The sequence below is a fragment of the Pseudomonas sp. G(2018) genome (assembly GCF_005502415.1).
Classification (GTDB): Bacteria; Pseudomonadota; Gammaproteobacteria; order Pseudomonadales; family Pseudomonadaceae; genus Aquipseudomonas.
This window is the reverse complement of sequence record NZ_SCOO01000011.1, coordinates 91,194-117,600: the sequence shown is the minus strand read 5'-3', so window position 1 is coordinate 117,600 and position 26,407 is coordinate 91,194. Positions and strand designations below refer to the sequence as shown.

The 26,407-nt window shown below is 59.4% G+C and carries 26 protein-coding genes; 12 read left to right on the top strand and 14 right to left on the bottom strand.

Annotation, left to right across the window (positions count from 1 at the left end; translation table 11 throughout):
• Positions 1–2: 2 nt before the first annotated feature.
• From yidD to rpmH, 3 genes are read right to left on the bottom strand one after another with little or no spacing between them, the layout of a single operon-like run.
• Entirely contained in the window at positions 3–248 is a 246-nt protein-coding gene (gene yidD / locus FFS64_RS13955; RefSeq protein ID WP_010207715.1) for a membrane protein insertion efficiency factor YidD, read from the bottom strand.
• The gene (gene rnpA / locus FFS64_RS13950) at positions 241–642 is read right to left on the bottom strand and encodes a ribonuclease P protein component (RefSeq protein ID WP_197677877.1); all 402 of its coding nucleotides are present in this window, start codon (positions 640–642) and stop codon (positions 241–243) included. The genes yidD and rnpA overlap by 8 nt, the downstream gene beginning before the upstream one ends.
• A gap of 16 nt (positions 643–658) precedes the next feature.
• Positions 659–793, bottom strand: a complete 135-nt coding sequence (gene rpmH, locus FFS64_RS13945; RefSeq protein WP_003213577.1) for a 50S ribosomal protein L34 — start codon at positions 791–793, stop codon at positions 659–661.
• 568 nt (positions 794–1,361) lie between these two features.
• On the opposite strand from rpmH, the gene dnaA reads away from it, so the two are divergent.
• From dnaA to gyrB, 4 genes are read left to right on the top strand one after another with little or no spacing between them, the layout of a single operon-like run.
• The gene (dnaA, locus tag FFS64_RS13940; RefSeq protein ID WP_137805860.1) at positions 1,362–2,891 is read left to right on the top strand and encodes a chromosomal replication initiator protein DnaA; all 1,530 of its coding nucleotides are present in this window, start codon (positions 1,362–1,364) and stop codon (positions 2,889–2,891) included.
• Positions 2,892–2,930: 39 nt separating this feature from the next.
• Positions 2,931–4,034 carry a DNA polymerase III subunit beta gene (gene dnaN / locus FFS64_RS13935; protein WP_137805859.1) on the top strand — a complete coding sequence of 368 codons (1,104 nt, stop codon included), beginning with the start codon at positions 2,931–2,933 and terminating at the stop codon, positions 4,032–4,034.
• Positions 4,035–4,054: 20 nt separating this feature from the next.
• Positions 4,055–5,158, top strand: a complete 1,104-nt coding sequence (gene recF, locus FFS64_RS13930; RefSeq protein ID WP_095194524.1) for a DNA replication/repair protein RecF — start codon at positions 4,055–4,057, stop codon at positions 5,156–5,158.
• A gap of 5 nt (positions 5,159–5,163) precedes the next feature.
• Positions 5,164–7,581: a DNA topoisomerase (ATP-hydrolyzing) subunit B gene (gyrB, locus tag FFS64_RS13925; RefSeq protein WP_095194652.1), complete on the top strand. Its 2,418-nt coding sequence runs from the start codon at positions 5,164–5,166 to the stop codon at positions 7,579–7,581.
• Between the two features lie 275 nt (positions 7,582–7,856).
• On the opposite strand, the gene FFS64_RS13920 is transcribed toward gyrB, so the two are convergent.
• The 4 genes from FFS64_RS13920 to glyQ form a co-directional block, all read right to left on the bottom strand.
• Positions 7,857–8,636: a 1-acyl-sn-glycerol-3-phosphate acyltransferase gene (locus tag FFS64_RS13920; protein WP_095194523.1), complete on the bottom strand. Its 780-nt coding sequence runs from the start codon at positions 8,634–8,636 to the stop codon at positions 7,857–7,859.
• 66 nt (positions 8,637–8,702) lie between these two features.
• Positions 8,703–9,236 carry a D-glycero-beta-D-manno-heptose 1,7-bisphosphate 7-phosphatase gene (gene gmhB / locus FFS64_RS13915; protein WP_095194522.1) on the bottom strand — a complete coding sequence of 178 codons (534 nt, stop codon included), beginning with the start codon at positions 9,234–9,236 and terminating at the stop codon, positions 8,703–8,705.
• Between the two features lie 6 nt (positions 9,237–9,242).
• Positions 9,243–11,297 (bottom strand): glycine--tRNA ligase subunit beta, encoded by a 2,055-nt coding sequence (gene glyS / locus FFS64_RS13910; RefSeq protein ID WP_137805858.1) that lies wholly within the window; start codon positions 11,295–11,297, stop codon positions 9,243–9,245.
• On the bottom strand, positions 11,294–12,247 hold the full coding sequence (gene glyQ / locus FFS64_RS13905) for a glycine--tRNA ligase subunit alpha (protein WP_003213601.1): 954 nt from the start codon (positions 12,245–12,247) through the stop codon (positions 11,294–11,296). Before glyQ ends, glyS begins: the two co-directional genes overlap by 4 nt.
• Positions 12,248–12,328: 81 nt before the next feature.
• Between glyQ and tag the strand changes: the two genes are divergently transcribed.
• From tag to FFS64_RS13890, 3 genes are all read left to right on the top strand, one after another.
• Positions 12,329–12,886 (top strand): DNA-3-methyladenine glycosylase I, encoded by a 558-nt coding sequence (gene tag / locus FFS64_RS13900; RefSeq protein WP_137805857.1) that lies wholly within the window; start codon positions 12,329–12,331, stop codon positions 12,884–12,886.
• Between the two features lie 40 nt (positions 12,887–12,926).
• Entirely contained in the window at positions 12,927–13,814 is an 888-nt protein-coding gene (locus tag FFS64_RS13895) for a lysophospholipid acyltransferase (RefSeq protein ID WP_137805856.1), read from the top strand.
• A 72-nt stretch (positions 13,815–13,886) separates the two neighbouring features.
• Positions 13,887–14,126 (top strand): PilZ domain-containing protein, encoded by a 240-nt coding sequence (locus FFS64_RS13890; protein ID WP_137805855.1) that lies wholly within the window; start codon positions 13,887–13,889, stop codon positions 14,124–14,126.
• Here the strand turns inward: FFS64_RS13890 and FFS64_RS13885 are convergent, their stop codons facing one another.
• The 5 genes from FFS64_RS13885 to def form a co-directional block, all read right to left on the bottom strand.
• Entirely contained in the window at positions 14,127–14,441 is a 315-nt protein-coding gene (locus FFS64_RS13885) for a tetratricopeptide repeat protein (RefSeq protein ID WP_095194517.1), read from the bottom strand. It abuts the gene before it with no gap.
• A 104-nt stretch (positions 14,442–14,545) separates the two neighbouring features.
• Positions 14,546–15,919 (bottom strand): Trk system potassium transporter TrkA, encoded by a 1,374-nt coding sequence (gene trkA, locus FFS64_RS13880; RefSeq protein ID WP_137805854.1) that lies wholly within the window; start codon positions 15,917–15,919, stop codon positions 14,546–14,548.
• Positions 15,920–15,941: 22 nt separating this feature from the next.
• A complete protein-coding gene (gene rsmB, locus FFS64_RS13875; RefSeq protein ID WP_137805853.1) occupies positions 15,942–17,252 on the bottom strand; it encodes a 16S rRNA (cytosine(967)-C(5))-methyltransferase RsmB in 1,311 nt (436 codons plus the stop codon).
• Entirely contained in the window at positions 17,249–18,208 is a 960-nt protein-coding gene (gene fmt / locus FFS64_RS13870; protein WP_137805852.1) for a methionyl-tRNA formyltransferase, read from the bottom strand. The genes rsmB and fmt overlap by 4 nt, the downstream gene beginning before the upstream one ends.
• 70 nt (positions 18,209–18,278) lie before the next feature.
• On the bottom strand, positions 18,279–18,785 hold the full coding sequence (gene def / locus FFS64_RS13865) for a peptide deformylase (protein ID WP_095194513.1): 507 nt from the start codon (positions 18,783–18,785) through the stop codon (positions 18,279–18,281).
• 171 nt (positions 18,786–18,956) lie between these two features.
• On the opposite strand from def, the gene FFS64_RS13860 reads away from it, so the two are divergent.
• From FFS64_RS13860 to FFS64_RS13850, 3 genes are all read left to right on the top strand, one after another.
• The gene (locus FFS64_RS13860) at positions 18,957–19,982 is read left to right on the top strand and encodes a LysM peptidoglycan-binding domain-containing protein (protein WP_137805851.1); all 1,026 of its coding nucleotides are present in this window, start codon (positions 18,957–18,959) and stop codon (positions 19,980–19,982) included.
• An 81-nt stretch (positions 19,983–20,063) separates the two neighbouring features.
• Positions 20,064–21,167 (top strand): DNA-processing protein DprA, encoded by a 1,104-nt coding sequence (gene dprA / locus FFS64_RS13855; RefSeq protein ID WP_137805850.1) that lies wholly within the window; start codon positions 20,064–20,066, stop codon positions 21,165–21,167.
• Between the two features lie 54 nt (positions 21,168–21,221).
• Positions 21,222–21,779, top strand: coding sequence for an L-threonylcarbamoyladenylate synthase (locus tag FFS64_RS13850; RefSeq protein WP_095194510.1), 558 nt, complete (start codon positions 21,222–21,224; stop codon positions 21,777–21,779).
• Between the two features lie 87 nt (positions 21,780–21,866).
• Here the strand turns inward: FFS64_RS13850 and FFS64_RS13845 are convergent, their stop codons facing one another.
• Complete coding sequence (locus tag FFS64_RS13845) at positions 21,867–22,844, bottom strand: NADPH:quinone reductase (protein ID WP_137805849.1); 978 nt, start codon at positions 22,842–22,844, stop codon at positions 21,867–21,869.
• A gap of 165 nt (positions 22,845–23,009) precedes the next feature.
• Here FFS64_RS13845 and hemF point away from each other — a divergent pair, with 165 nt between their 5' ends.
• Positions 23,010–23,924 (top strand): oxygen-dependent coproporphyrinogen oxidase, encoded by a 915-nt coding sequence (gene hemF, locus FFS64_RS13840; protein ID WP_095194508.1) that lies wholly within the window; start codon positions 23,010–23,012, stop codon positions 23,922–23,924.
• 13 nt (positions 23,925–23,937) lie between these two features.
• On the top strand, positions 23,938–24,759 hold the full coding sequence (aroE, locus tag FFS64_RS13835) for a shikimate dehydrogenase (RefSeq protein WP_137805848.1): 822 nt from the start codon (positions 23,938–23,940) through the stop codon (positions 24,757–24,759).
• Between the two features lie 30 nt (positions 24,760–24,789).
• Here the strand turns inward: aroE and FFS64_RS13830 are convergent, their stop codons facing one another.
• Positions 24,790–26,358, bottom strand: coding sequence for a SulP family inorganic anion transporter (locus FFS64_RS13830; RefSeq protein ID WP_137805847.1), 1,569 nt, complete (start codon positions 26,356–26,358; stop codon positions 24,790–24,792).
• Between the last annotated feature and the right edge of the window lie 49 nt (positions 26,359–26,407).

Genomic DNA, 26,407 nt, shown 5'->3' with positions numbered 1-26,407 from the left:
GATTACTCGGCCATCGAAGAAGAACGGGAGGTAGGGATAGGTGGAACCGGGTCATAACCACCGGGATTCCACGGATGACAGCGACCTAAACGACGAAAGGTCAGCCAGCCACCGCGCAGAAGGCCATGATTTTCGATGGCTTCCAACGCGTAGCAGGAACAACTGGGGTAGAAACGACAGTGACTGGCCATCAGGGGACTAATGGCATAGCGGTAAAACTGGATCGGAACGAGGGCCAGTTTACGCATCTGGACTGTCTACCCCTACAGTTTCGGTTTTGACTGCTGGTACCGGCGTGCTACGTGCCAGACGCTTCCAGAGTTTGCCGAAATGCTGAATCAATTCGGGGTTTTCTACGTCACCCAAACCTTTGCGCGCGACGATAACAATGTCCCAGCCGACCAGTAAATCCTGGTTGAGGCGAAACGATTCGCGCATCAGACGTTTGAGGCGATTGCGCTCGACGGAGAGCTTTACGCTCTTTTTCCCGATAACCAGCCCGAGACGGGGGTGATCAAGATCGTTGTTGCGCGCAAGGAGCAGGAGATTTTTCCCCGGAACCTTGCCGGTAGGGGAGTCAAAGACTGCCTTGAAATGCCGGGGTGTAAGCAAACGCTTTTCCCGACTGAAGTCCTGACTCACCTCCAGTGCCGGATTATCAAACTGCCAGACGCGCACGACCTTTGGCGCGACGACGCGACAGGACGGCACGACCGTTCTTGGTAGCCATGCGAGCACGGAAACCGTGGGTACGAGCGCGTTTGATAGTGCTTGGTTGGAAAGTACGTTTCATTGTCGTGTTACCTGGTTCGTCCACAACGGGCCGGAATGGCCCCCGTTTTAAGAGACCGGGGATTCTAGAGAAAGCAAGCCTCTAGGTCAATTTCCAACCAACGTTTCCTTATAAATAGATCTCCAGAGGTTCTGCCTGGACTCTGACCCTTCACTAGACATAAAAATAAAGAAGGAAAGTATTTAAAGCTTTTCTGTAAAGCTTATAAAAGCTAGAGGCACGTTAGTCTGTGGATAACTGACTTGAGCCCTTATACTGCAAGCTGTACAGAGAATGACAACTACGGTGGAAAACCGTGTTAAGCCTGTGCTGCACTGTCGGAAAACCTGTGTGTGAAAAGTCGGTTTATCCACAGGCAGGTTATCCACTGAGTTTCGCCCCCAGTTGTACAATGCCCTCAAGCCTGGTTATCCACAGGGCTTATGCACAGACCATTGGTCGTCTTTTTTTCGTATAAACCGCTGATTCTTCTTGGTCGATGCCCCACCTACGTGTGGATAAGTCGGCGTCTGATCGTTACAATGGCCGCTTGTTTTTGCCTCACCGGCTTTCAACTTAGGGGATATCCGTGTCAGTGGAACTTTGGCAGCAGTGCGTGGAGCTTTTGCGCGATGAGCTGCCTGCCCAACAATTCAACACTTGGATCCGTCCACTACAGGTCGAAGCCGAAGGCGACGAGTTGCGTGTCTACGCGCCTAATCGTTTTGTCCTGGACTGGGTCAACGAAAAGTACCTGGGCCGTGTCCTGGAATTGCTGGATGAGCATGGCAACGGGATGGCGCCAGCGCTTTCCTTATTAATAGGCAGCAAACGCAGTTCGGCACCGCGTGCCGCTCCGAATGCTCCACTGGCTGCCGCTGCAGCTGCTTCGCAGATTCAGGCAGCTTCTGCACCGGCCAGTACTCCGGCGCCAGCGTTGTCGGCTACTCCTGCAAAACGCGCGACGCAAAAAGTGGCCGAGGTCATGGAGGAAGAGCCTTCGCGCGATAGCTTCGACCCAATGGCAGGGGCCAGCTCGCAACAAGCTCCGGTTCGGGCGGAACAACGCACTGTGCAGGTGGAAGGCGCGCTCAAGCACACCAGCTACCTGAACCGCACCTTCACCTTTGAAAACTTCGTTGAGGGTAAATCCAACCAACTGGCCCGGGCTGCGGCCTGGCAAGTGGCGGATAACCCCAAGCATGGCTACAACCCGCTCTTCCTTTATGGTGGCGTGGGCTTGGGTAAAACCCACTTGATGCATGCTGTGGGTAACCACCTATTAAAGAAGAACCCGAATGCCAAGGTTGTTTACCTGCATTCCGAGCGCTTCGTGGCGGACATGGTCAAGGCTTTGCAGCTGAACGCGATCAACGAATTCAAACGTTTCTACCGCTCGGTAGACGCTTTGCTTATCGACGACATTCAGTTCTTTGCTCGCAAGGAGCGCTCTCAGGAAGAGTTTTTCCACACCTTCAACGCCCTGCTTGAAGGTGGCCAGCAAGTCATTCTCACCAGTGACCGCTACCCGAAAGAAATCGAAGGCCTTGAAGAACGCCTGAAATCCCGCTTCGGCTGGGGCCTGACGGTAGCTGTCGAGCCGCCTGAGCTGGAAACCCGCGTGGCGATCCTGATGAAAAAGGCAGACCAGGCCAAAGTCGAGCTGCCCCACGACGCCGCGTTCTTCATTGCCCAGCGCATTCGCTCCAACGTCCGTGAACTCGAAGGCGCGCTCAAACGTGTGATCGCTCACTCTCACTTCATGGGCCGCGACATCACCATCGAGTTGATTCGTGAATCCTTGAAGGATCTGTTGGCGCTGCAAGACAAACTGGTCTCTGTGGATAACATTCAGCGTACCGTCGCCGAGTACTACAAGATCAAGATCTCCGACCTGCTGTCCAAACGCCGTTCGCGTTCGGTCGCTCGTCCGCGCCAGGTCGCCATGGCGTTGTCCAAGGAGCTGACCAACCACAGTCTGCCGGAAATTGGCGATGTGTTTGGGGGGCGTGACCACACGACGGTTTTGCACGCCTGTCGCAAGATCAACGAACTTAAGGAATCCGACGCGGACATCCGCGAGGACTACAAGAACCTGCTGCGTACACTGACTACTTGATGAACACCAGCGCAGCTAATTAAGGCAAGGGACTAGACCATGCATTTCACCATTCAACGCGAAGCCCTGTTGAAACCCCTGCAACTGGTCGCAGGCGTCGTTGAGCGCCGACAGACCTTGCCGGTACTCTCCAACGTGCTGCTGGTTGTCGACGGCCAGCAACTGTCGCTGACCGGTACCGACCTGGAAGTCGAGCTGGTCGGTCGTGTTCAACTCGAAGAACCCGCAGAACCAGGTTCCATCACCGTACCTGCGCGTAAGCTGATGGATATCTGCAAAAGCTTGCCTAACGATGCGCTGATCGACATCAAGGTCGACGAGCAAAAGCTTGTGGTGAAGGCCGGTCGTAGCCGTTTCACCCTGTCGACTCTGCCGGCTAATGACTTCCCGACGGTAGAAGAAGGCCCGGGCTCGCTGACCTGCAGCCTTGAGCAAAGCAAGCTGCGTCGCTTGATCGAGCGAACCAGCTTCGCCATGGCCCAGCAGGATGTGCGCTACTACCTCAACGGCATGCTGCTAGAAGTCTCGGCCGGTGTGATTCGGGCCGTGGCTACCGACGGTCACCGCCTGGCCATGTGCTCGATGCAGGCAGATATCGGTCAGCCGGATCGCCATCAGGTCATCGTGCCACGCAAAGGTATTCTGGAACTGGCGCGCCTGCTGACCGAACCCGATGGCAACGTCAGCATCGTTCTGGGTCAGCACCACATTCGCGCTACCACCGGTGAGTTCACTTTCACCTCGAAGCTGGTCGACGGTAAATTCCCGGATTACGAGCGTGTGCTGCCCAAGGGCGGTGACAAGCTGGTACTGGGGGATCGTCAGGCGTTGCGCGAAGCTTTCAGCCGAACCGCGATTCTGTCCAACGAGAAATACCGTGGTATCCGTCTGCAACTGGCCAATGGTCAGCTGAAGATCCAGGCGAACAACCCGGAGCAAGAGGAAGCGGAAGAAGAGGTGGGTGTTGAGTACAACGGCAGCTCCCTGGAAATCGGCTTCAACGTGAGCTACCTGCTCGACGTATTGGGCGTGATGACCACCGAGCAAGTTCGTCTGATCCTGTCCGACTCCAACAGCAGCGCGCTGGTACAAGAGTCCGACAATGACGACTCGGCCTACGTTGTCATGCCGATGCGTCTGTAATCATGCTCAGCAGAAGCTAGATGTCCTTAAGTCGCGTCTCGGTCACCGCGGTGCGCAATCTGCACCCGGTGACCTTCTCCCCCTCCCCCAGAATCAATATTCTTTACGGCGCCAACGGCAGCGGCAAAACCAGTGTTCTGGAGGCCATCCACCTGCTGGGGCTTGCCCGTTCGTTTCGCAGCACCCGTCTGTTACCGGTCATTCAGTACGAGCAATTGGCATGCACAGTGTTCGGCCAGGTTGAGCTGGCTGAAGGTGGGCATAGCGCCCTCGGTATATCTCGTGACCGCCAGGGGGAGTTCCAGATCCGTATCGACGGGCAGAACGCTCGCAGTGCTGCGCAGCTGGCGGAAATCCTGCCCCTGCAGTTGATCAACCCCGACAGTTTTCGCCTGCTGGAAGGTGCACCAAAGATTCGCCGACAGTTCCTCGACTGGGGTGTGTTCCACGTGGAACCACGGTTCATGTCCACCTGGCAACGTTTGCAGAAGGCCCTGCGCCAGAGAAACTCTTGGCTGCGGCATGGTACACTTGACGCCGTTTCGCAAGCGGTTTGGGACAGGGAACTGTGCCAGGCCAGCGCTGAAATTGATGAATACCGCCGCGCTTATATCAAAGCCTTGAAGCCAGTCTTTGAACAGACCTTGAGTGAACTGGTTGAGCTCGAGGGCTTGACGCTCAGCTATTACCGAGGTTGGGACAAAGACCGTGAGCTGAGCGCTGTACTCGCCGGTTCCCTTCAACGGGATCAGCAGATGGGGCATACCCAAGCCGGACCGCAACGCGCAGATTTGCGTCTCAGATTAGGCGCACACAATGCCGCGGACATCTTGTCTCGCGGACAGCAGAAGTTGGTGGTTTGCGCATTACGGATTGCTCAAGGGCATCTGGTCAGCCAGATCCGCCGCGGTCAGTGTATTTATCTGGTGGATGACCTGCCGTCCGAGCTGGACGAGCACCACCGTCGCGCGCTTTGCCGCTTGTTGGAAGACTTACGCTGCCAGGTGTTTATCACCTGTGTAGATCACGAATTATTGAGGGAAGGCTGGCAGACGGAAACGCCAGTCGCTCTGTTCCACGTGGAACAGGGCCGTATCACCCAGACCCACGACCATCGGGAGTGAAGGCATTGAGCGAAGAAAATACGTACGACTCAACGAGCATTAAAGTGCTGAAAGGCCTGGATGCCGTACGCAAACGTCCCGGTATGTACATTGGCGACACCGATGATGGTAGCGGTCTGCACCACATGGTGTTCGAGGTGGTTGATAACTCGATCGACGAAGCGCTGGCCGGCCATTGCGACGACATCAGCATCATCATCCACCCGGATGAATCCATCACCGTTCGCGACAACGGCCGTGGTATCCCGGTAGACGTGCACAAAGAAGAAGGCGTATCGGCAGCCGAGGTCATCATGACCGTGCTGCACGCCGGCGGTAAGTTCGACGACAACTCCTACAAGGTTTCCGGCGGCCTGCACGGTGTAGGTGTGTCGGTGGTGAACGCCCTGTCTGAGGAACTGGTCCTGACCGTTCGCCGTAGCGGCAAGATCTGGGAACAGACCTACGTGCACGGTGTTCCGCAGGAGCCGATGAAAATTGTCGGCGACAGCGAAACCACCGGTACCCAGATTCACTTCAAGGCTTCCAGCGAAACCTTCAAGAATATCCACTTTAGCTGGGACATCCTGGCCAAGCGGATTCGTGAACTGTCCTTCCTCAACTCCGGTGTCGGCATCGTCCTCAAGGATGAGCGCAGCGGCAAGGAAGAACTGTTCAAATACGAAGGCGGCCTGCGTGCATTCGTTGAATACCTGAACACCAACAAGACCCCGGTCAACCAGGTGTTCCACTTCAACATCCAGCGTGAAGACGGCATCGGCGTTGAAATCGCCCTGCAGTGGAACGACAGCTTCAACGAGAACCTGTTGTGCTTCACCAACAACATTCCTCAGCGCGATGGCGGTACTCACCTTGTGGGTTTCCGTTCCGCGCTGACGCGTAACCTGAACACCTACATCGAAGCCGAAGGCCTGGCGAAGAAGCATAAGGTCGCGACCACCGGTGACGATGCCCGTGAAGGCCTGACGGCGATCATTTCGGTGAAGGTGCCGGATCCGAAGTTCAGCTCCCAGACCAAAGACAAGCTGGTTTCTTCCGAAGTGAAGACCGCGGTCGAACAGGAAATGGGTAAGTACTTCTCCGACTTCCTGCTGGAAAACCCGAACGAAGCCAAGCTGGTCGTCGGCAAGATGATCGACGCTGCTCGTGCCCGTGAAGCGGCGCGCAAGGCACGTGAGATGACCCGCCGCAAAGGCGCCCTGGACATCGCCGGACTGCCGGGCAAACTGGCTGACTGCCAGGAAAAGGACCCTGCCCTTTCCGAACTGTACCTCGTGGAAGGTGACTCTGCAGGCGGTTCCGCCAAGCAGGGCCGTAACCGTAAGACTCAAGCGATTCTGCCGCTCAAGGGTAAAATCCTGAACGTCGAGAAGGCGCGTTTCGACAAGATGATCTCTTCCCAGGAAGTGGGCACCTTGATCACTGCGCTGGGCTGTGGCATCGGTCGCGAAGAGTACAACATCGACAAGCTGCGTTATCACAACATCATCATCATGACCGATGCTGACGTCGACGGTTCGCACATCCGCACCCTGCTGCTGACCTTCTTCTTCCGTCAGTTGCCGGAGCTGATCGAACGCGGCTACATCTATATCGCCCAGCCACCGCTGTACAAGGTCAAGAAAGGCAAGCAAGAGCAATACATCAAAGACGACGACGCCATGGAAGAGTACATGACGCAGTCGGCTCTGGAAGACGCAAGCCTGCACCTGAACGAAGATGCTCCGGGTATTTCCGGTGAAGCCCTTGAGCGCCTGGTGAATGACTTCCGTCTGGTGATGAAGACCCTCAAGCGCCTGTCGCGCCTGTACCCACAGGAACTGACTGAGCACTTCATCTACCTGCCGGCCGTCAGCCTGGAGCAACTGTCCGATCACGCAGCGATGCAGGATTGGCTGGCCCAGTACGAAGTCCGTCTGCGCACCGTCGAGAAGTCTGGCCTGGTGTACAAGGCGAGCCTGCGTGAAGACCGCGAACGTAATGTCTGGCTGCCAGAGGTCGAACTGATCTCCCACGGCCTGTCGAACTACGTCACGTTCAACCGCGACTTCTTTGGCAGCAATGACTACAAAACCGTCGTTTCCCTCGGGGCTCAGTTGAGCACCCTGCTGGACGACGGCGCGTACATCCAGCGAGGCGAGCGCAAGAAAGCGGTCACCGAGTTCAAGGAAGCCCTGGACTGGCTGATGGCTGAAAGCACCAAGCGCCACACCATCCAGCGATACAAAGGACTGGGTGAGATGAACCCGGACCAGCTGTGGGAAACCACCATGGACCCAAGCGTTCGCCGGATGCTCAAAGTGACCATCGAAGACGCCATTGGCGCCGACCAGATCTTCAACACCCTGATGGGTGATGCGGTCGAACCTCGTCGTGACTTCATCGAAAGCAACGCCCTGGCGGTTTCCAACCTGGACTTCTGATTCAGAACGCCCGCCAATTAAAAAAGGCCAACGTTCAAGCGTTGGCCTTTTTTATTGTGTGCAAGGTCGCAATTTGGTTTGCACTTCGCGATGGAAACGGTCTGAGCACAGGTATAAAAAAACCGGCTATATCAGCCGGTTTTTTTGCGCCCGAAAAAAACTTATGCACGTTTTTCGGAAATTTATCGTTTTATAAAATATGTAAATAAATCAATAATTTATGATCGACAGACAGCATTTTTATCAAGAACGGTACACAGGTTATCCACAGAAACTCAAACTGCCACCTGATCGTTGGAAACCGGAGCTTGCGGCGTCGGTGGCAGCGAGCCCATTTCCCGTTGCATCTGCTCGTTCCAGGCCTGGACCCGATCGTTCAAATCGGCAATGGCGCGCGGTCCGCTGCCTTCGGCAAACATCGGTGCGCCAATGATCACGGTAATCACACCCTGCTTCTTTGCCCAACCGGTCTTGGGCCAGAACTTCCCGGCATTGTGCGCGATCGGCAGCACTGGCAACTCTGCATTGACCGCCAGCGCAGTCCCGCCCCGGGAGAACTTGCCGATAGTGCCGTAAGGAACGCGCGTGCCTTCGGGGAAGATCAGCACCCAGACGTTGTCCTTGAGCAGCTCGTCGCCCTTCTTCGCCACGTGTTTGAGTGCCGCTTTCGGATTGTCACGGTCGATGGCGATCGGACGCAGCATGGCCATGGCCCAGCCAAAGAAAGGCACATACAACAACTCACGTTTGAGCACCTGGCTCAACGGTTCGAAATACGCCGAGAGAAAGAACGTTTCCCAAGTGCTTTGGTGATTCGATTGAATCACGCAGGGCCGGTCAGGCACGTTCTCTGCACCCTTCACTTCGTAGCGGATACCGAGGAACACTTTGCTCAGCCACAAGGCGCAGCGGCACCAGTACACGTTGATGAAGCGATAGCGCGCCTTGAACGGGAGAAAAGGCGCGATAAAAAAGCTCAGGCTGCACCACAGCAAAGAGCTGGTGCCCAGCAGCAGGTAAAAGAGGAAGGTTCTGATGGCCTGCAGTATCGACATGGCGACGTTTACCGTTACGGGCACTGCCCGACTGTTCAAGCGCACTCCCGAACTGTCGAAAGCGCTCTAATTGTGGATAAGTTCTGCGGCAATCGCCGCCAGATCATCGAAAATCAATGTGCCTGCCGGTAGGGTCTTGCCCAAAGTCTTTTCGCCTTTCCCGGTCTTTACCAAAACTGGCTGAGAATCGACGGCTTTGGCGGCTTCCAGGTCACCGAGACTATCGCCGACGAACCATAGATCAGTCAGCGATACGTTGTAATGTGCGGCGATGTTTTTCAACATCCCGGGTTTTGGCTTGCGGCAATCGCAACCGTCGTCCGGCCCGTGCGGGCAATAGACGATCAGCCCGACTTCACCACCCTGCTGCGCCACCAGCGAGCGCAAGCGCTCGTGCATGGCGTCCAGGGTGGCGATGTCGTAATAGCCGCGAGCGATGCCCGACTGGTTGGTAGCGACCGCTACCGTCCAGCCGGCCTTGCTCAACTGCGCGATGGCTTCGATCGAACCGGGAAGTGGAATCCACTCCTCCACCGACTTGATGTAAGCGTCGGAGTCATAATTGATCACTCCGTCCCGATCGAGAATCAGCAGTTTCAAACAGACTTACCCCAGCAACGAAATATCGGCGACGCCGAGGAACAAGCCACGCAAACGCGCCAGCAGCGCATAGCGGTTGGCGCGGACCTTGGCATCCTCAGCGTTGACCATCACCGCTTCGAAGAACGCATCCACCGGTTCACGCAGGGCGGCCAGGCGTGCCAGCGATTCGCTGTACTGACGTGCCGCAGCCATTGGCTGAACAGCCTGGTCTGCCTGCTGGATCGCCGAGTACAGGGAGAACTCGTTGGCATTGTCGAAGTACTTGGCTTCCACGACCGTCGGCACGGAGCCTTCGACCTTGCTCAGCAGGTTCGACACACGCTTGTTCACGGCCGCCAGGGCCGCGGCTTCCGGCAATTTGCGGAACGCTTCCACCGCTTGCACGCGCTGGTCGAAGTCCAGGGCCGAACCCGGCTTCAGGGCGCGTACCGACAGGTAGGTCGCGACATCAACACCTTCGTCTTCGTAACGCGCACGCAGGCGGTCGAAGATGAACTCCAGCACCGCGTCGTTGAGGCCGGCTGCCTTGACCTTGGCGCCAAATGCATTCACAGCGAAAGCCACGGCGTCGTTCAGATCCAGATCCAGTTGTTTCTCGATCAGGATGCGCAGCACACCAAGTGCGGCACGGCGCAGGGCGTACGGGTCTTTACTGCCGGTAGGCAGCATGCCGATGCCGAAGATGCCGACCAGTGTATCGAGCTTGTCGGCGATGGCCACGGCCGCACCGGTCAGGGTGGACGGCAGTTCAGCGCCGGCACCGCGCGGCATGTACTGCTCGTTCAGGGCCAGTGCGACATCTTCCGGCTCGCCATCGTTGAGGGCGTAGTAGTAGCCCGCGACACCTTGCATCTCCGGGAACTCGCCGACCATTTCGGTCGCCAGGTCGCACTTGGAGAGCAAGCCTGCACGAGCGGCCCAGGAGGCGTTGCCGCCAATACGCGCAGCGATGTAAGCGGCGAGTTTGGAAACACGTTCGGCCTTGTCATAGACGCTGCCGAGTTTTTCCTGGAACACCACGTTTTGCAGGCGCTGGTTGAAGTCTTCGAGTTTCTGCTTCTTGTCTTGCTTGAAGAAGAACTCGGCGTCGGTCAGGCGTGGGCGAACCACTTTCTCGTTACCGGCGATGATCTGCTGCGGGTCCTTGCTCTCGATGTTGGCCACGGTAATGAAACGTGGCAGCAACTTGCCGTCGACATCCAGCAGGCAGAAGTACTTCTGGTTGTCCTGCATGGTGGTGATCAGGGCTTCTTGCGGTACATCGAGGAAGCGTTCTTCGAACGAGCACACCAGCGGCACCGGCCACTCGACCAGCGCGGTCACTTCGTCGAGCAGGTCAGGTGGCACGATGGCGGTGCCTTCCTGGCGGGTTGCCAGCTCTTCGGTGCGCTTGCTGATGATCTCGCGACGCTCGTTGGCATCGGCCAACACGTAAGCGGCACGCAGATCGGCCAGGTAGCTGGACGGCGAACCGATACGCACGCTTTCCGGGTGGTGGAAGCGGTGACCACGGGAGTCGCGACCGGCCTTCTGGGCGAGGATGGTGCAATCGATGACTTGGTCACCGAGCAGCATCACCAGCCATTGGGTCGGGCGAACGAATTCTTCCTTGCGCGCGCCCCAGCGCATGCGCTTTGGAATCGGCAGGTCGTTCAGGGAGTCTTCGACGATGGTCGGCAGCAGGCTCGCGGTCGGCTTGCCGGCGATGCTTTGGCTGTAGCGCAGTTTCGGGCCGCTCTGATCGATTTCGCTCAGGTCGACGCCGCACTTCTTGGCAAAGCCCAGTGCCGCTTGAGTCGGGTTGCCATCGGCATCAAAGGCGGCCTGACGTGGCGGGCCGTCCAGGTTGATGCTGCGATCCGGCTGCTGGGTGGCCAGCGAGGTGATCAGCACGGCCAGGCGACGTGGCGCCGCGTAAACGGTTTTGGTCTCGTAGTTCAGGCCGGCGGCTTGCAGGCCCTTGTCGATACCGGCAAGGAACGCCTCGGCCAGGGTGTTCAGGGCTTTGGGTGGCAGTTCTTCAGTGCCCAGTTCAACCAGAAAATCCAGAGCACTCATTGTGCAGCCTCCAGCTTGGCCAGTACTTCGTCACGCAGGTCCGGGGTCGCCATCGGGAAGCCCAGCTTGGCGCGCGCCAGCAGGTAGGCTTGCGCAACGGAACGCGCCAGGGTGCGAACACGCAGAATGTATTGCTGACGTGCAGTCACGGAAATCGCCCGGCGCGCATCCAGCAGGTTGAAAGTATGGGAAGCCTTCAACACCATTTCGTAGCTCGGCAACGGCAGCGGCTGGTCGAGTTCGATCAGGCGCTTGGCTTCGCTTTCATAGAAATCGAACAGTTCGAACAGCTTCTCGACGTTGGCGTGTTCGAAGTTGTAGGTCGACTGCTCCACTTCGTTCTGGTGGAACACGTCGCCGTAGGTCACCTTGCCGAATGGACCGTCAGCCCAGACCAGGTCGTAGACCGAGTCCACGCCTTGCAGGTACATGGCCAGGCGTTCCAGACCGTAAGTGATCTCGCCGGTAACCGGGTAGCATTCGATGCCGCCCGCTTGCTGGAAGTAAGTGAACTGGGTCACTTCCATGCCGTTGAGCCAGACTTCCCAGCCCAGACCCCAGGCGCCGAGGGTCGGCGATTCCCAGTTGTCTTCGACGAAGCGGATGTCATGCACCAATGGGTCCAGGCCCACGTGCTTGAGAGAGCCCAGGTACAGTTCCTGGAAGTTGTCCGGGTTCGGCTTCAGGACAACCTGGAACTGGTAATAGTGCTGCAGACGGTTCGGGTTTTCGCCGTAGCGGCCGTCAGTCGGGCGACGGCTTGGCTGCACGTAGGCGGCGTTCCAGGTTTCCGGGCCAATGGCGCGCAGGAATGTAGCGGTGTGGAAAGTGCCGGCGCCTACTTCCATATCGTAGGGCTGAAGTACCACACAACCTTGCTCGGCCCAGTATTGCTGGAGGGCGAGGATCAAGTCTTGGAAGGTACGCACGGCTGGCGTAGGCTGGCTCACGAAATTCACCTGTTTCTTGGGCTGCGATTTAAAGAGCGGGAGTATACCCGATTCATTGCTGCGCACGCCCCCTGGAGCCTTATGCCACGCTGCTTTTGGTGTTCCGAAGATCCGCTGTACATGGCTTATCACGATCAGGAGTGGGGCACGCCGCTACGCGATGCGCAGGGTTTGTTCGAGTTGCTTTTGCTCGAAGGGTTCCAGGCCGGCCTTTCCTGGATCACCGTGTTGCGCAAACGCGAGCATTATCGCCAGGTGATGTACGGCTTCGACGTGCAGCGCGTGGCACAGATGAGCGACGCGGAAATCGATGAATTGATGCTCGACCCTGGCATCATCCGTAACCGCCTCAAGCTCAACGCGGCCCGGCGCAATGCCCAGGCCTGGCTGGCGCTGGAAGACCCGGTGGCGTTTCTCTGGTCCTTTGTCGGGGGTGTACCGAAGATCAATCATTTCAAGGATCGCAGCGAAGTACCGGCCGTCACACCCGAGGCGGTGGAGATGAGCAAAGGCTTGAAAAAAGCCGGCTTCACCTTCGTAGGGCCAACCATTTGTTATGCGTTGATGCAGGCTTCGGGCATGGTCATGGATCACACGCAGGATTGCGATCGCTACGCGATGCTGGCCAACGGCGGTTAGAATAGCCGCCTCGCGCACAGCACAAGATCAGGAGTGACCTGTGGATAAGTTTAAAGGCGCCTTGCTGGTAGGCGCTCTGCGGCTGTTTGCCCTGCTCCCTTGGCGGGCAGTGCAGGCTGTCGGCTCGGCGATTGGCTGGGTGATGTGGAAAACCCCCAACCGCTCCCGCGACGTGGTGCGGATCAACCTCTCCAAATGCTTTCCGGACATGGACCCCGCCGAACGCGAGCGTCTGGTCGGCCAGAGCCTGAAAGATATCGGCAAGTCCCTGACTGAAAGTGCCTGCGCCTGGATCTGGCCGGCCCAGCGTTCCATCGACCTGGTGCGCGAAGTCGTAGGCCTCGACGTGTTGAAGGACGCCCTCGCCTCAGGCAAAGGCGTCGTTGGCATCACCAGTCACCTGGGCAACTGGGAAGTGCTCAACCATTTCTATTGCAGCCAGTGCAAACCCATCATTTTCTACCGCCCGCCAAAATTGAAGGCGGTGGATGAATTGCTGCAAAAGCAGCGCGTACAACTGGGCAACAAGGTGGCCGCGTCCACCAAGGAAGGCATCCTCAGTGTCATCAAGGAAGTGCGCAAAGGTGGTGCAGTGGGCATTCCCGCTGACCCGGAACCGGCCGAATCCGCCGGGATCTTCGTGCCATTCTTCGCCACTCAGGCACTGACCAGCAAGTTCGTACCGAACATGCTCGCCGGCGGCAAAGCGGTCGGTGTGTTTCTGCATGCGCTGCGGCTACCGGACGGTTCGGGCTACAAGGTGATCCTGGAAGCTGCGCCAGAAGCCATGTACAGCACCGATACCGCAACTTCCTGTGCCGCGATGAGCCAGGTGGTAGAGCGCTATGTGCGGGCCTATCCGAGCCAATACATGTGGAGCATGAAGCGCTTCAAGAAGCGTCCTCCGGGTGAGGAGCGCTGGTACTGAGTCGGCTGGCATGATCTGTGGATAACCTTTGGGGCGGGGTTATCCATAACCGTTCATTCAAGGGCGCAGAAGATGTCCGAACAACGCAAATCATTTCGCATCAAGATTGTTCACGAAAGCTTCGGCGAATGCCTGGGCCAGACACGCAACCTGTCGACCACGGGGGTCTACGTCAAGCATCCGGCATTGTCGATGCTGCCTAGAGGCGCAGTGGTTTACGGGCAGGTTCAGGACTTACCCACAGGTGCGCCGCGGGTGCGCATGGAAGTGGTGCAAGTCGATGCCGAGGGTATTGGCCTGCGCTACCTCTGATCAGTGCGCTTGACGATCGAGCTTCTTCAAAAACACCGTCATCTCTTTCTCGGCCTGCTTGTCGCCGTGGTTTCGAGCGGCTTCCAGGCCTTTCTCCCAGGCCTGACGCGCAGCGGCATAATCCGCCAGCGCCAGATGGGCCTTGCCCAATAGCTTCCAGGCGGCCGAATACTTCGGATCGATCTCGACGCAGCGCTGAAAATGTTCCACAGCCTTGGCGTTCTCCCCCAGATCCAGATAACCCTTGCCCAGGCCGAAGCGCAGCAATGAGTTATCCACACCCTTGGCGAGCATTTTTTCCAGGGATTCGATCATGGTGGATTCCTTTTTGATGTTGTTCCGGAACAGCTATGTGCTCTTGAGATTGTCTTCGCGGGCAAGCCCGCGAAGGGGTCATCACAGGCAGCAAAAAATCAGGATCAGAAAAAGCTCAATCCCACATGGAACAGCTTTTCCACATCACGAATATGCTTTTTATCCACAAGGAACAGAATCACATGGTCGCCCGCCGCGATCACCGTGTCATCGTGGGCGATGATCACTTCTTCGTCGCGGATGATCGCGCCAATGGTGGTGCCCGGCGGCAGGCCGATATTCTCGATGGACTTGCCGATGACCTTGCTCGATTTGGCATCGCCGTGGGCAATCGCCTCGATGGCTTCCGCCGCGCCTCGTCGCAGTGAGTGCACGCTGACGATATCGCCGCGCCGCACATGAGCCAGCAGAGTACCGATGGTTGCCAGTTGCGGGCTGATGGCGATGTCGATGTCGCCGCCCTGGATCAGGTCGACATAGGCCGGGTTGTTGATGATGGTCATCACCTTCTTCGCGCCCAGGCGCTTGGCCAGCAGCGACGACATGATGTTGGCTTCGTCGTCGTTGGTCAGGGCCAGGAAGATATCGGCATCGGCGATATTCTCTTCCAGCAGCAGGTCGCGGTCCGAGGCACTGCCTTGAAGCACCACGGTGCTGTTGAGGTTGTCCGAGAGATGTCGGCAACGCGCCGGGTTCATCTCGATGATCTTCACCTGGTAACGGCTTTCGATGGCCTCGGCCAGGCGTTCACCGATCTGCCCACCACCGGCGATGACGATGCGTTTGTAAGTCTCGTCGAGACGGCGCATTTCACTCATGACCGCGCGAATGTTCGCCCGGGCGGCGATGAAAAACACTTCGTCATCCGCTTCGATCACCGTATCGCCCTGGGGCAGGATCGGCCGGTCACGACGGAAAATCGCCGCGACGCGGGTTTCGACGTTCGGCATGTGTTCGCGCAGCTGCCGCAGTTGCTGGCCCACCAGCGGCCCGCCGTAGTAGGCCCGCACGGCGACGAGCTGTGCCTTGCCTTCTGCGAAGTCGATCACCTGCAAGGCGCCCGGATGCTGGATCAGGCGCTTGATGTAGTTGGTGACCACTTGCTCCGGGCTGATCAGCACGTCCACCGGGATGGCTTCGTTATCGAACAATTCGTCGCGGGTCAGGTACGCGGCTTCGCGGACCCGGGCGATCTTGGTGGGCGTGTGGAACAGGGTGTGGGCGACCTGGCAGGCCACCATGTTGGTTTCGTCACTGCTGGTCACGGCGACCAGCATGTCGGCATCGTCTGCCCCGGCCTGACGCAGAATGGTCGGCAGCGAGCCGCGACCTTGCACCGTTCGGATGTCCAGGCGGTCGCCAAGGTCGCGCAGGCGTTCGCTGTCGGTGTCTACCACCGTGATGTCATTGGCTTCGCTGGCCAGGTGTTCTGCCAGCGAACCGCCGACTTGCCCCGCACCGAGGATGATGATTTTCATCCAGTCACTCCATTGAATCCGTTTAACCGCGCGCGGCGGCGATCTTGATCAGCTTGGCGTAATAGAACCCGTCATGCCCGCCTTCCCGGGCCAGCAACTGGCGACCATGGGGCTGCTTGATTCCCGCCGCGGTAGCCAGGTCCAGCTCGCGGGCACCTGGGGTGCGGGTAAGGAACGACTCGATGACTTCGGTGTTCTCGGTCGGCAATGTCGAGCACGTTGCATAGAGCAGGATGCCGCCAACCTCCAGGGTTTTCCACATGGCGTCGAGCAACTCGCCTTGCAGCACTGCCAGCGCGGCGATGTCATCCGGTTGGCGGGTCAGCTTGATGTCCGGGTGGCGACGAATCACGCCGGTAGCCGAGCACGGTGCATCCAGCAGTATGCGCTGGAATGGTTTGCCGTCCCACCAAGCCTGCATGTCGCGGCCGTCAGCGGCGATCAGCTCGGCGCTCAGGCCCAGGCGTTCGAGGTTTTCCCGCACCCGCACCAGGCGCTTGGCTTCCAGGTCCACCGCCACCACGCCGGCCAGTGCCGGCTCGGCTTCGAGGATATGACAGGTCTTGCCGCCCGGTGCGCAGCAGGCATCCAACACCCGTTGGCCCGGGGCCAGATCGAGCAGATCGGCCGCCAATTGCGCCGCTTCATCCTGCACACTGATCCAGCCTTCGGCGAAGCCCGGCAGGCTGCGCACGTCGGCGGCCGCGTCGAGGATGATGCCGTCCCGGCTGTAAACGCAGGGGTTGGCAGCGATGCCGGCCTGGCTCAGCAGTTCCAGATAGGCATCGCGTGTTTGATGGCGACGGTTGACCCGCAAAATCATCGGCGGGTGCGCGTTGTTCGCCGCGCAAATAGCTTCCCACTGCTCGGGCCAGAAGGCTTTCAGGGATTTCTGCAGCCAGCGCGGGTGGGCGGTGCGTACCACCGGATCATGTTCCAGCTCGGCCAGCAACGCTTCGCTTTCCCGTTGGGCGCGGCGCAGTACGGCGTTGAGCAAGGCTTTTGCCCAGGGCTTTTTCAGCTTGTCGGCGCAACCGACGGTTTCGCCGATGGCGGCGTGGGCCGGGACGCGGGTGTAGAGCAATTGGTAGAGGCCGACCAGCAGCAGCGCTTCGACATCGGCGTCGGCCGCCTTGAACGGTTTCTGCAGCAGTTTGGCCGCCAGCGCCGACAAGCGTGGTTGCCAGCGCGCGGTGCCGAACGCCAGATCCTGGGTGAAACCGCGGTCGCGGTCCTCGACCTTGTCCATTTGTGTCGGCAGTGAACTGTTGAGTGAGGCTTTTCCGCTCAGAACAGCAGCCAGTGCCTTGGCGGCGGCCAGACGTGGATTCATTGAACGTCCGCCGTTTGGCCCAGTACGGTACCGGTGGCGAATTTCTCGCGACGGCTGTTGAAAAGGTCGCTGAAATTCAGTGCCTTGCCACCGGGCAATTGCAGACGGGTCAGGCACAAGGCCTGTTCACCGCAGGCGACGATCAGGCCGTCCTTGCTGGCGCCAAGGATCTCCCCCGGAGCGCCCTTGCCTTCAGCCAGATTCGCGGCCAGGACTTTCAGTGCTTCGCCGTTCAGCGTGCTGTGAGTGATCGGCCACGGGTTGAAGGCCCGGACCAGACGCTCCAGCTCAACGGCCGGGCGACTCCAGTCGATGCGGGCTTCGTCCTTGTTCAATTTGTGCGCGTAGGTGGCTAGGCTGTCGTCCTGCACTTCGCCTTCCAGTGTTCCGGCGGCGAGACCGGCAATCGCGTGCACCACCGCCGGTGGACCCATTTCGGCCAGGCGGTCGTGGAGGCTGCCGCCGGTGTCTTCGGCGCTGATCGGTGTGGTGACCTTCAGCAACATCGGCCCGGTGTCCAGGCCCGCTTCCATGCGCATCACGGTCACGCCACTTTCGCGGTCACCCGCTTCGACGGCGCGCTGGATCGGCGCCGCACCGCGCCAGCGAGGCAGCAGGGAGGCATGGCTGTTGATGCAACCCAGGCGCGGAATATCCAGCACTGCTTGCGGCAGGATCAGGCCGTAGGCGACCACCACCATCAAGTCCGGCTTCAGCGCGGCCAATTCGGCCTGAGCGTCTTCGTTACGCAGTGTTGGCGGTTGCAGCACCGGGATGTTGTGCTCCAGCGCCAGCTGCTTGACCGGGCTCGGCATCAATTTCTGCCCACGACCTGCCGGGCGATCCGGTTGGGTGTAGACCGCGACGATCTCGTAAGGGCTGTCGAGCAGCGCCTTGAGGTGTTCGGCGGCGAATTCCGGGGTGCCGGCAAAGACAATGCGCAATGGCTCGGTCATGGGTGGCTCTCTATTGCAAAGCTTCTTGAAAAGAAAAAGGCTTGCCGCAGCAAGCCTTTGAAGATGGGCATCAGGCGTTCTGGCGATGAAGCTTTTCCAGTTTCTTCTTGATGCGGTCGCGTTTGAGCGTGGACAGGTAATCGACGAACAATTTGCCGTTGAGGTGGTCGCATTCATGCTGGATGCACACAGCGAGCAAGTCTTCGGCGATCAGTTCGTAAGGCTTGCCGTCGCGGTCCAGCGCCTTGACCTTGACCCGTTGCGGACGATCGACGTTTTCGTAGAAGCCCGGTACCGAAAGGCAGCCTTCCTGGTACTGGCCCATCTCGTCGGTCAGAGGTTCGAGCTCGGGGTTGATGAACACTCGTGGCTCGGTGCGGTCTTCGGAAAGGTCCATCACGACGATACGTTTATGTACGTTGACCTGGGTCGCGGCGAGGCCGATGCCTGGTGCCTCATACATTGTTTCAAACATGTCATCGACCAACTGACGCACTTCGTCGTCCACTACGGCCACCGGTTTGGCGATGGTGCGCAGGCGCGAGTCAGGGAATTCGAGGATGTTCAAAATGGCCATAAGCTTGATGACTGCACGTGTGAAGTAAGGTCGGGTCGGTGGCCTGGTGAGTCCGAAGAGGCAGGCTACCTTTGTGAAACGTAGCTCCCTTCTCTTCATAAGCAAGCCGGGAGCGAGCCACTGACGGCTCTGGCGTTTCACGCGAACGTACATAATAAAGGGATTCACCGCATGAGGAAATCACTACTCGCCTTGCTCCTTCTGGTCTCTGCCGGTCTGGCGCACGGGCAAGTGCAACTCAGGGAAGGTTTTCCACAGCAATACACCGTGGCATCGGGGGACACACTCTGGGACATCTCGGGAAAATTCCTTCGTGAGCCGTGGCAATGGCCGCAGCTCTGGCAAGCCAATCCGCAAATCGAAAACCCCAACCTCATCTACCCCGGCGATACGCTTTCGTTGGTTTACGTCAACGGTCAACCACGCCTGACCCTCAATCGCGGGGCCTCCCGAGGCACCATCAAACTCTCGCCACGGGTGCGCAGCAGTCCGGTGGCTGACGCGATTCCGAGCATTCCTCTGAAATCGATCAACAGTTTTCTGTTGAGCAACCGCATCGTCGACAAGGTCGAGGATTTCGACAAGGCGCCGTACATCGTCGCCGGTGATGCCGAACGCGTACTCAGCGGCATCGGCGACCGTATCTTCGCCCGCGGCCACTTTGACCCGGCGCAACCGGTCTACGGCATCTTCCGCCAGGGCAAGGTCTACACCGATCCGCAGACCCGGGAGTTTCTGGGGATCAACGCCGACGACATCGGCGGCGGCGAGATCATCGCCACCGAAGGTGACGTCGCCACGCTGGCGTTGCAGCGCACCACCCAGGAAGTGCGCCTCGGTGACCGTTTGTTCAGCGGCGAGGAACGTTCGATCAATTCGACCTTCATGCCCAGCGCCCCCGGCAACGACATCAACGGCCTGATCATTGATGTGCCGCGCGGGGTCACCCAGATCGGCGCACTGGACGTGGTCACGCTGAACAAGGGCCAGCGCGATGGCCTGGCCGAAGGCAATGTGTTGGTGGTGATGAAGACCGGGGAAACCGTGCGTGACCGGATCACCGGCCAGCCGCTGAAAATTCCTGATGAACGCGCCGGTCTGCTGATGGTTTTCCGTACCTACGACAAGCTCAGCTACGGGCTGGTACTCAACGCGTCGCGTTCCCTGGCGGTGATGGACAAAGTGCGAAATCCGTAAGCTTGCTTCACAAGTTACCAACAGAGTTATCCACAGCTTATTCCCGCTTGGACGGGGGCTTATAACGATCAAGGATGATCCATGTCGCAGTCAGCTTTTACACCGGTTTCTCCCGCGGAACTGGAAGCTCGTTTACGCCTGCATCGATTGCCGGAACTCGGTCCGGCGCGATTCAGGAAGTTGCTGGAGGCCTTCGGTTCAGCGTCAAAAGCCATCAGCGCACCGGCCAGCGCCTGGCGTGCGCTGGGCTTGCCATTGGCCTGTTCCGAGGCTCGACGATGCTCGGAGATCCGCGATGGCGCAAGCCATGCGCTGGCCTGGCTAGAGCGTCCGGCCCAGCATTTATTGATGTGGGACCAGCCTGACTACCCGGCGCTGCTGGCGGAAATCAGCGATGCACCGCCATTGTTGTTCGTCGCAGGCAATCTCGACATTCTGGAAAAACCGCAACTGGCGATGGTGGGTAGTCGTCGCGCGTCAAGGCCGGGGATGGACACCGCTGTTGCGTTCTCCCGCAGTTTGGCCGGTGCCGGATTTGTCATCACCAGCGGTCTGGCCCTGGGCATCGACGCCGCTGCGCATCAGGCAGCACTGGACGTTGGCGGGCAAACGATCGGAGTGCTCGGCACCGGGCTGGAAAAGTTTTATCCACAGCGCAATCGGCGGCTGGCCGATGCGATGATCGACTCGGGCAGCGCAGTGCTTTCCGAGTTCCCGCTGGACGCTGGCCCGACGGCCAGCAATTTCCCGCGACGCAATCGAATCATCAGCGGTTTGTCCCTTGGCGTGTTGGTGGTCGAGGCCAGCGTCGCCAGCGGTTCCTTGATCACCGCGAGGCTGGCGGCAGAACAAGGGCGCGAGGTCTATGCCATTCCGGGGTCGATCCACCACCCTGGCGCCAAGGGTTGTCACCAGTTGATCCGCGATGGCGCGGTGCTTGTGGAAACCGTCGAACATATCCTCGAAGCCTTGCGTGGCTGGCAGCAGCTGCCGTTATCCAAAGACGAGCCGCCGAGAACCATCCCCCCTTTGCTGAAGTTACTCCACGCTGCGCCCCACACCAGTGAAGCGCTGGCCGACGCCATCGGTTGGACCTTGCCCAATGTGCTGGTGGCGCTGACTGAGCTGGAAATGGAGGGCCGCGCAGTCTGCGAAAACGGGCGCTGGTTTGCGCGGGTGAGCTAGGTTTTATAAGGAAGATCGGTAAACTGCACAGAGCCTTATTCTGGAGCGTTTTTCATGGTCAACAGTTGGCGTGTGCAACAAGCCGCACGAGCCGTTCGCGCAGGGGCGGTAATTGCCTACCCAACCGAAGCCGTCTGGGGTCTGGGTTGCGACCCGTGGGACGAAGAGGCAGTGGACCGGTTGTTGCTGATCAAGGGCCGGTCTGTGGATAAGGGCCTGATTCTGGTCGCGGATAACATTCGCCAGTTCGACTTCCTGTTCGAAGACTTCCCCGAACTGTGGATGGACCGCATGGCCAGCACCTGGCCGGGGCCGAACACCTGGCTGGTGCCGCATCAGAATATGTTGCCGCAGTGGATTACCGGCGTGCATGAGACGGTGGCCCTGCGGGTCAGCGATCACCCCCAAGTACGGGATTTGTGCGCCCTCGTCGGGCCGTTGGTGTCGACCTCTGCCAACCCGCAGGGCCGGCCGGCGGCGCGCACGCGGATTCGCGTCGAGCAGTATTTCCGTGGGCAGGTTGATCTGGTGCTGGGCGGGAATCTGGGCGGGCGCAAGAACCCGAGCGTGATTCGTGATTTGGCAACCGGGCATGTTGTGCGCCCGGATTAACACTGCGGTGCGGCTATTCGCGAGCAGGCTCGCTCCCACAGTATTCAACGATGAACTAATGTGTGGAGCCTGCTCGCGAAGGTGTCCTTAAGGCAACAACACCACCGATCCTGTCGTACGCCGCGCCGACAATTCAGCCTGCGCCTTCGCCGCTTCCGCCAGTGGGTAACGCTGGCTGATGTCCACCTTAAGCTTGCCGCTGATGATCATCTCGAACAGCTCATCAGCCATGCGTTGCAGGTTTTCCGCGTTATTGGCGTAAGTTCCCAGGGTCGGCCGGGTGACGTACAGCGATCCCTTCCCGGCCAGAATTCCAAGATTCACGCCATCCACCGCGCCGGATGCGTTGCCGAAACTCACCACCAGCCCCCGTGGCGCGACGCTGTCCAGAGAGGTCAGCCAAGTGTCCTTGCCGACGCCGTCGTACACCACCGGGACTTTTTTGCCGTCAGTCAATTCCAGCACACGCTGTGCGACGTTTTCATGGCTGTAGTCGATGGTCGCCCAGGCTCCATTGGCCTTGGCCAGCGCGGCTTTTTCCGCTGAACTCACCGTACCGATCAACTTCACGCCTAAGGCCTTGGCCCATTGACAGGCCAGGGAACCCACGCCGCCAGCCGCAGCGTGGAACAGTATGGTTTCGCCACCCTTGAGTTCATAAGTCTGACGCAACAGGTACTGCACCGTCAGGCCTTTGAGCATGACCCCGGCGGCCTGTTCGAAGCTGATGGCATCCGGAAGGTGGACCAGATTGGCCTCGGGCAAGACATGCACGTCGCTATAGGCGCCCAATGGGCCGCTGCCGTAAGCCACGCGATCACCCACCTTGAACCGGGTAACTTCGCTGCCGACCGCTTCAACCACTCCCGCGCCTTCCGAACCCACGCCTGATGGCAGGGACGGTGGCGGATAGAGACCGCTGCGGTAATAGGTGTCGATGAAGTTTAGGCCGATGGCCTTGTTGCTCACGCGGACCTGCTGCGGACCGGGCTCGGCGGGTTGGTAGTCCACATACTCGAGTACTTCGGGGCCGCCATGGGCGAGGAACTGGATACGCTTTGCCATCTGCACTCTCCTGAGGTCGCTTTACCAAGCGCCCTATCGAACGCCTAAGCTTGATCTTCGTCAACTGCGACGATCGCATCGGCGATGGTATGCTACGCGCCCATTTGCGCAGGCGCCGGACTCCAATGGAGCGCTGCGTAGCTTTGCCCGATCCAAGGTGATGCCATGACTACCCGCACCGAGGCCGTAAAAGCCTACCTGCTCGACCTGCAAGATCGCATTTGTGCTGCCCTGGAAGCCGAAGACGGCGGCACGCGCTTCGTCGAAGACGCCTGGACCCGCCCTGCCGGCGGTGGCGGACGTACGCGGGTGATCGAAAACGGTACTGTCATCGAAAAGGGCGGCGTCAACTTTTCCCACGTCTTCGGCAGCGGTTTGCCACCGTCCGCCAGCGCCCATCGACCGGAACTGGCCGGGCGTGGCTTTGAAGCCCTGGGCGTGTCACTGGTGATTCATCCGCACAACCCGCACGTACCGACTTCCCACGCCAATGTGCGTTTTTTCATCGCCGAAAAAGAAGGCGAAGAGCCGGTCTGGTGGTTCGGCGGCGGTTTCGACTTGACGCCCTACTACGGCAACATTGATGACTGCGTGCACTGGCACCGTGTGGCCGAGCAGGCTTGCGCGCCGTTCGGTCCGGACGTCTACCCGCGTTACAAGGCCTGGTGCGACAGCTATTTCCACATCAAGCATCGTCATGAGCCGCGGGGCATCGGCGGTCTGTTTTTCGACGACCTGAACGAGTGGGACTTCGACACCAGTTTCGCCTTCATGCGTGCCATTGGTGATGCGTACATCGATGCTTATCTGCCGATCGTGCAGCGCCGCAAGCACGATGCGTTCACCGCCGAGCAGCGGGAATTCCAGGAGTACCGTCGCGGGCGTTATGTCGAGTTCAACCTGGTTTACGACCGCGGCACCTTGTTTGGCCTGCAATCGGGCGGGCGTACCGAGTCGATCCTCATGTCCCTGCCACCGCAGGTACGTTGGGGTTACGATTGGAAAGCCGAGCCTGGCAGTGAAGAGGCGCGCCTGACCGAGTATTTCCTGCAAGACCGCGACTGGTTGGCCGAGGCCTGAACGAGGAATGTTGATGGACCGTTATGTCGTTTTCGGTAATCCGATTGGCCACAGCAAGTCGCCACTGATCCATCGGCTGTTCGCCGAGCAGACCGCGCAGAAACTCGACTACAGCACCTCGCTGGCGCCCCTCGACGATTTTTCCGGCTGCGCCCGGGCATTTTTCCTCGAAGGTCGCGGAGCAAACGTAACGGTTCCGTTCAAGGAAGAAGCCTATCGCCTGGCCGACACCCTGACCGCGCGGGCGCAACGGGCCGGTGCGGTGAATACCCTGAGCAAAATGGACGACGGCAGTTTGCTGGGTGACAACACCGATGGCGCCGGCCTGGTTCGGGACCTGACGGTTAACGCCGGGTTCAGCCTCAAGGGAAAACGCATCCTGCTGCTCGGGGCTGGCGGCGCGGTGCGCGGTGCACTGGAGCCCTTGCTGGCCGAGCAACCGGCGTCAGTGATCATCGCCAACCGGACGGTGGACAAGGCCGAGTTGCTGGCGGAACTGTTCTGCGACCTGGGACCGGTATCGGCCAGCGGTTACGACTGGTTGCAGGAATCGGTGGACCTGATCATCAACGCCACGTCCGCGAGCCTGACGGGCGATGTGCCGCCGATTGCCGCCAGCCTGATCGAACCGGGCAAAACGGTGTGCTACGACATGATGTACGGCAAGGAACCGACTTCATTCTGCCGCTGGGCCAGCGAACACGGCGCGGCGGTGGCGATGGATGGTTTGGGCATGCTTGCTGAACAAGCGGCGGAGGCGTTCTTCCTGTGGCGTGGCGTGCGCCCGGACACGGCGCCGGTGTTGGCCGAACTTCGCCGCCAACTCGCCGCATAAATAGCCCTTGTCGGAACGGGGGGCATTGTTTCAGTCCTCAAACTTGATCGGGCATTTCTCCGCCCCTTCAAGCTTCCTCAACTCTTCCACCACCTGCGGCCGCGCCCGGCGCAGGGTCAGGCTGCGATCTTGCCGAAGTAGCCGTCGCGCTTCCTGATGCAGCATTTCCACCCCTGAATAATCGATGAAGTTGATCTGCTGCGCCTCGATCACCACGCGCGCGCCGTGCATCCGTTGCAGGCGTACTTGCAGGTAATGGCTGGCGCCGAAAAAGATCGAACCGCCCACCCGCAGAATATCTTCATCGCCGTCACGCACATGTTGTACCCGCGGCTGCGAGGTGCGCTTGAGGTAAAAGAACAGCGATGCCAGCACCCCGGCATAGATCGCGGTCTGCAGTTCCAGCAGCAAGGTGGCGACACAAGTCAGGGCCATGACCAGGAACTCGGCGCGGCTGACCCGCAACAAGGCACGAATGCCGCGATGGTCCACCAGGCCCCAGGCGATCAGCAGAATGCTGCCGGCCATGGCCGGGATCGGAATGTGTGCGATCAACTGCGCACCGAAGATCGCGAACAACGCTACCCACAACGCCGAAAAAATCCCCGCCAAGGGTGAGCAGGCGCCTGCTTCGTAGCTCAGGGCCGAGCGGGTGAAGGAGCCGGCTGACAGCGATCCGGAAAAAAACGCACCGACGATGTTGGATAAACCCTGGGCGCGGACCTCCTGATTGGCGTCGAGCAATTGTTGCGAGCGCGCCGACAACGAACGGGCAATCGACAGGCTGGTGACCAGGCCAAGCATGCCCACGGCAACGGCGCTTGGCAGCAGGCGCAGGATCAGGTCGAGGTCCAGCGGCAACGGGCTCAAGGGCGGCAGCTTTCCGATGAATGCGCTGACCAGTTCCACGTGGCCGAACATCGATGGCCAGAGCCAGACCGTGAGTGCGCCCAGCACCAGAGTGATCAACAGCGTCGGCCAGCGCGGCAACCACAGCTTGAGGATTACACCCACCACCACGGTCGCCAGTCCCAGCACCAGTGATGGTTTATCGAGTTCGTCGAGGTGTTTGAACAACGTGATGAAGCTGTCCAGTGCGGTGGCCTGGCTGGGCAAATCCAGCCCCAACAGGTTGGGCAACTGGCCGATGGCAATCACCACCGCCGCGCCGAGGGTGAAGCCGAGTACCACGGAATGAGAAATGAAATTCACCAGCGCGCCAAAGCGCAGCAAGCCCAGCAGCCACTGGAAAAGCCCGGCCAGAAACGTCAGCAACAGGATCAAGGTGACGTAGTCCTGGGTCGCCGGAACGGCCAGAGGGCTGACGCTGGCGTACAGGACAATGGAGATGGCTGCCGTAGGACCGCAGATCAAATGCCACGACGAGCCCCACAGGCAAGCGATCAATACCGGGATGATCGCCGCGTACAAGCCGTATTCCGGTGGGAGACCGGCGATCAGTGCGTAGGCAATGGATTGTGGCAACGCGAGAATCGCACCGCTGAGGCCGACGATCAGGTCCCGGCCGACGCTGGCGCGGGTTTGCCGGGGCAACCAGGTGAGGAACGGGAAGAGTGAATGGCGGCTGGGAAGGGCCATGAAGCCTCTCGGTTGGGGTTTTCCACAGAATATCAGGAGGACACATGTG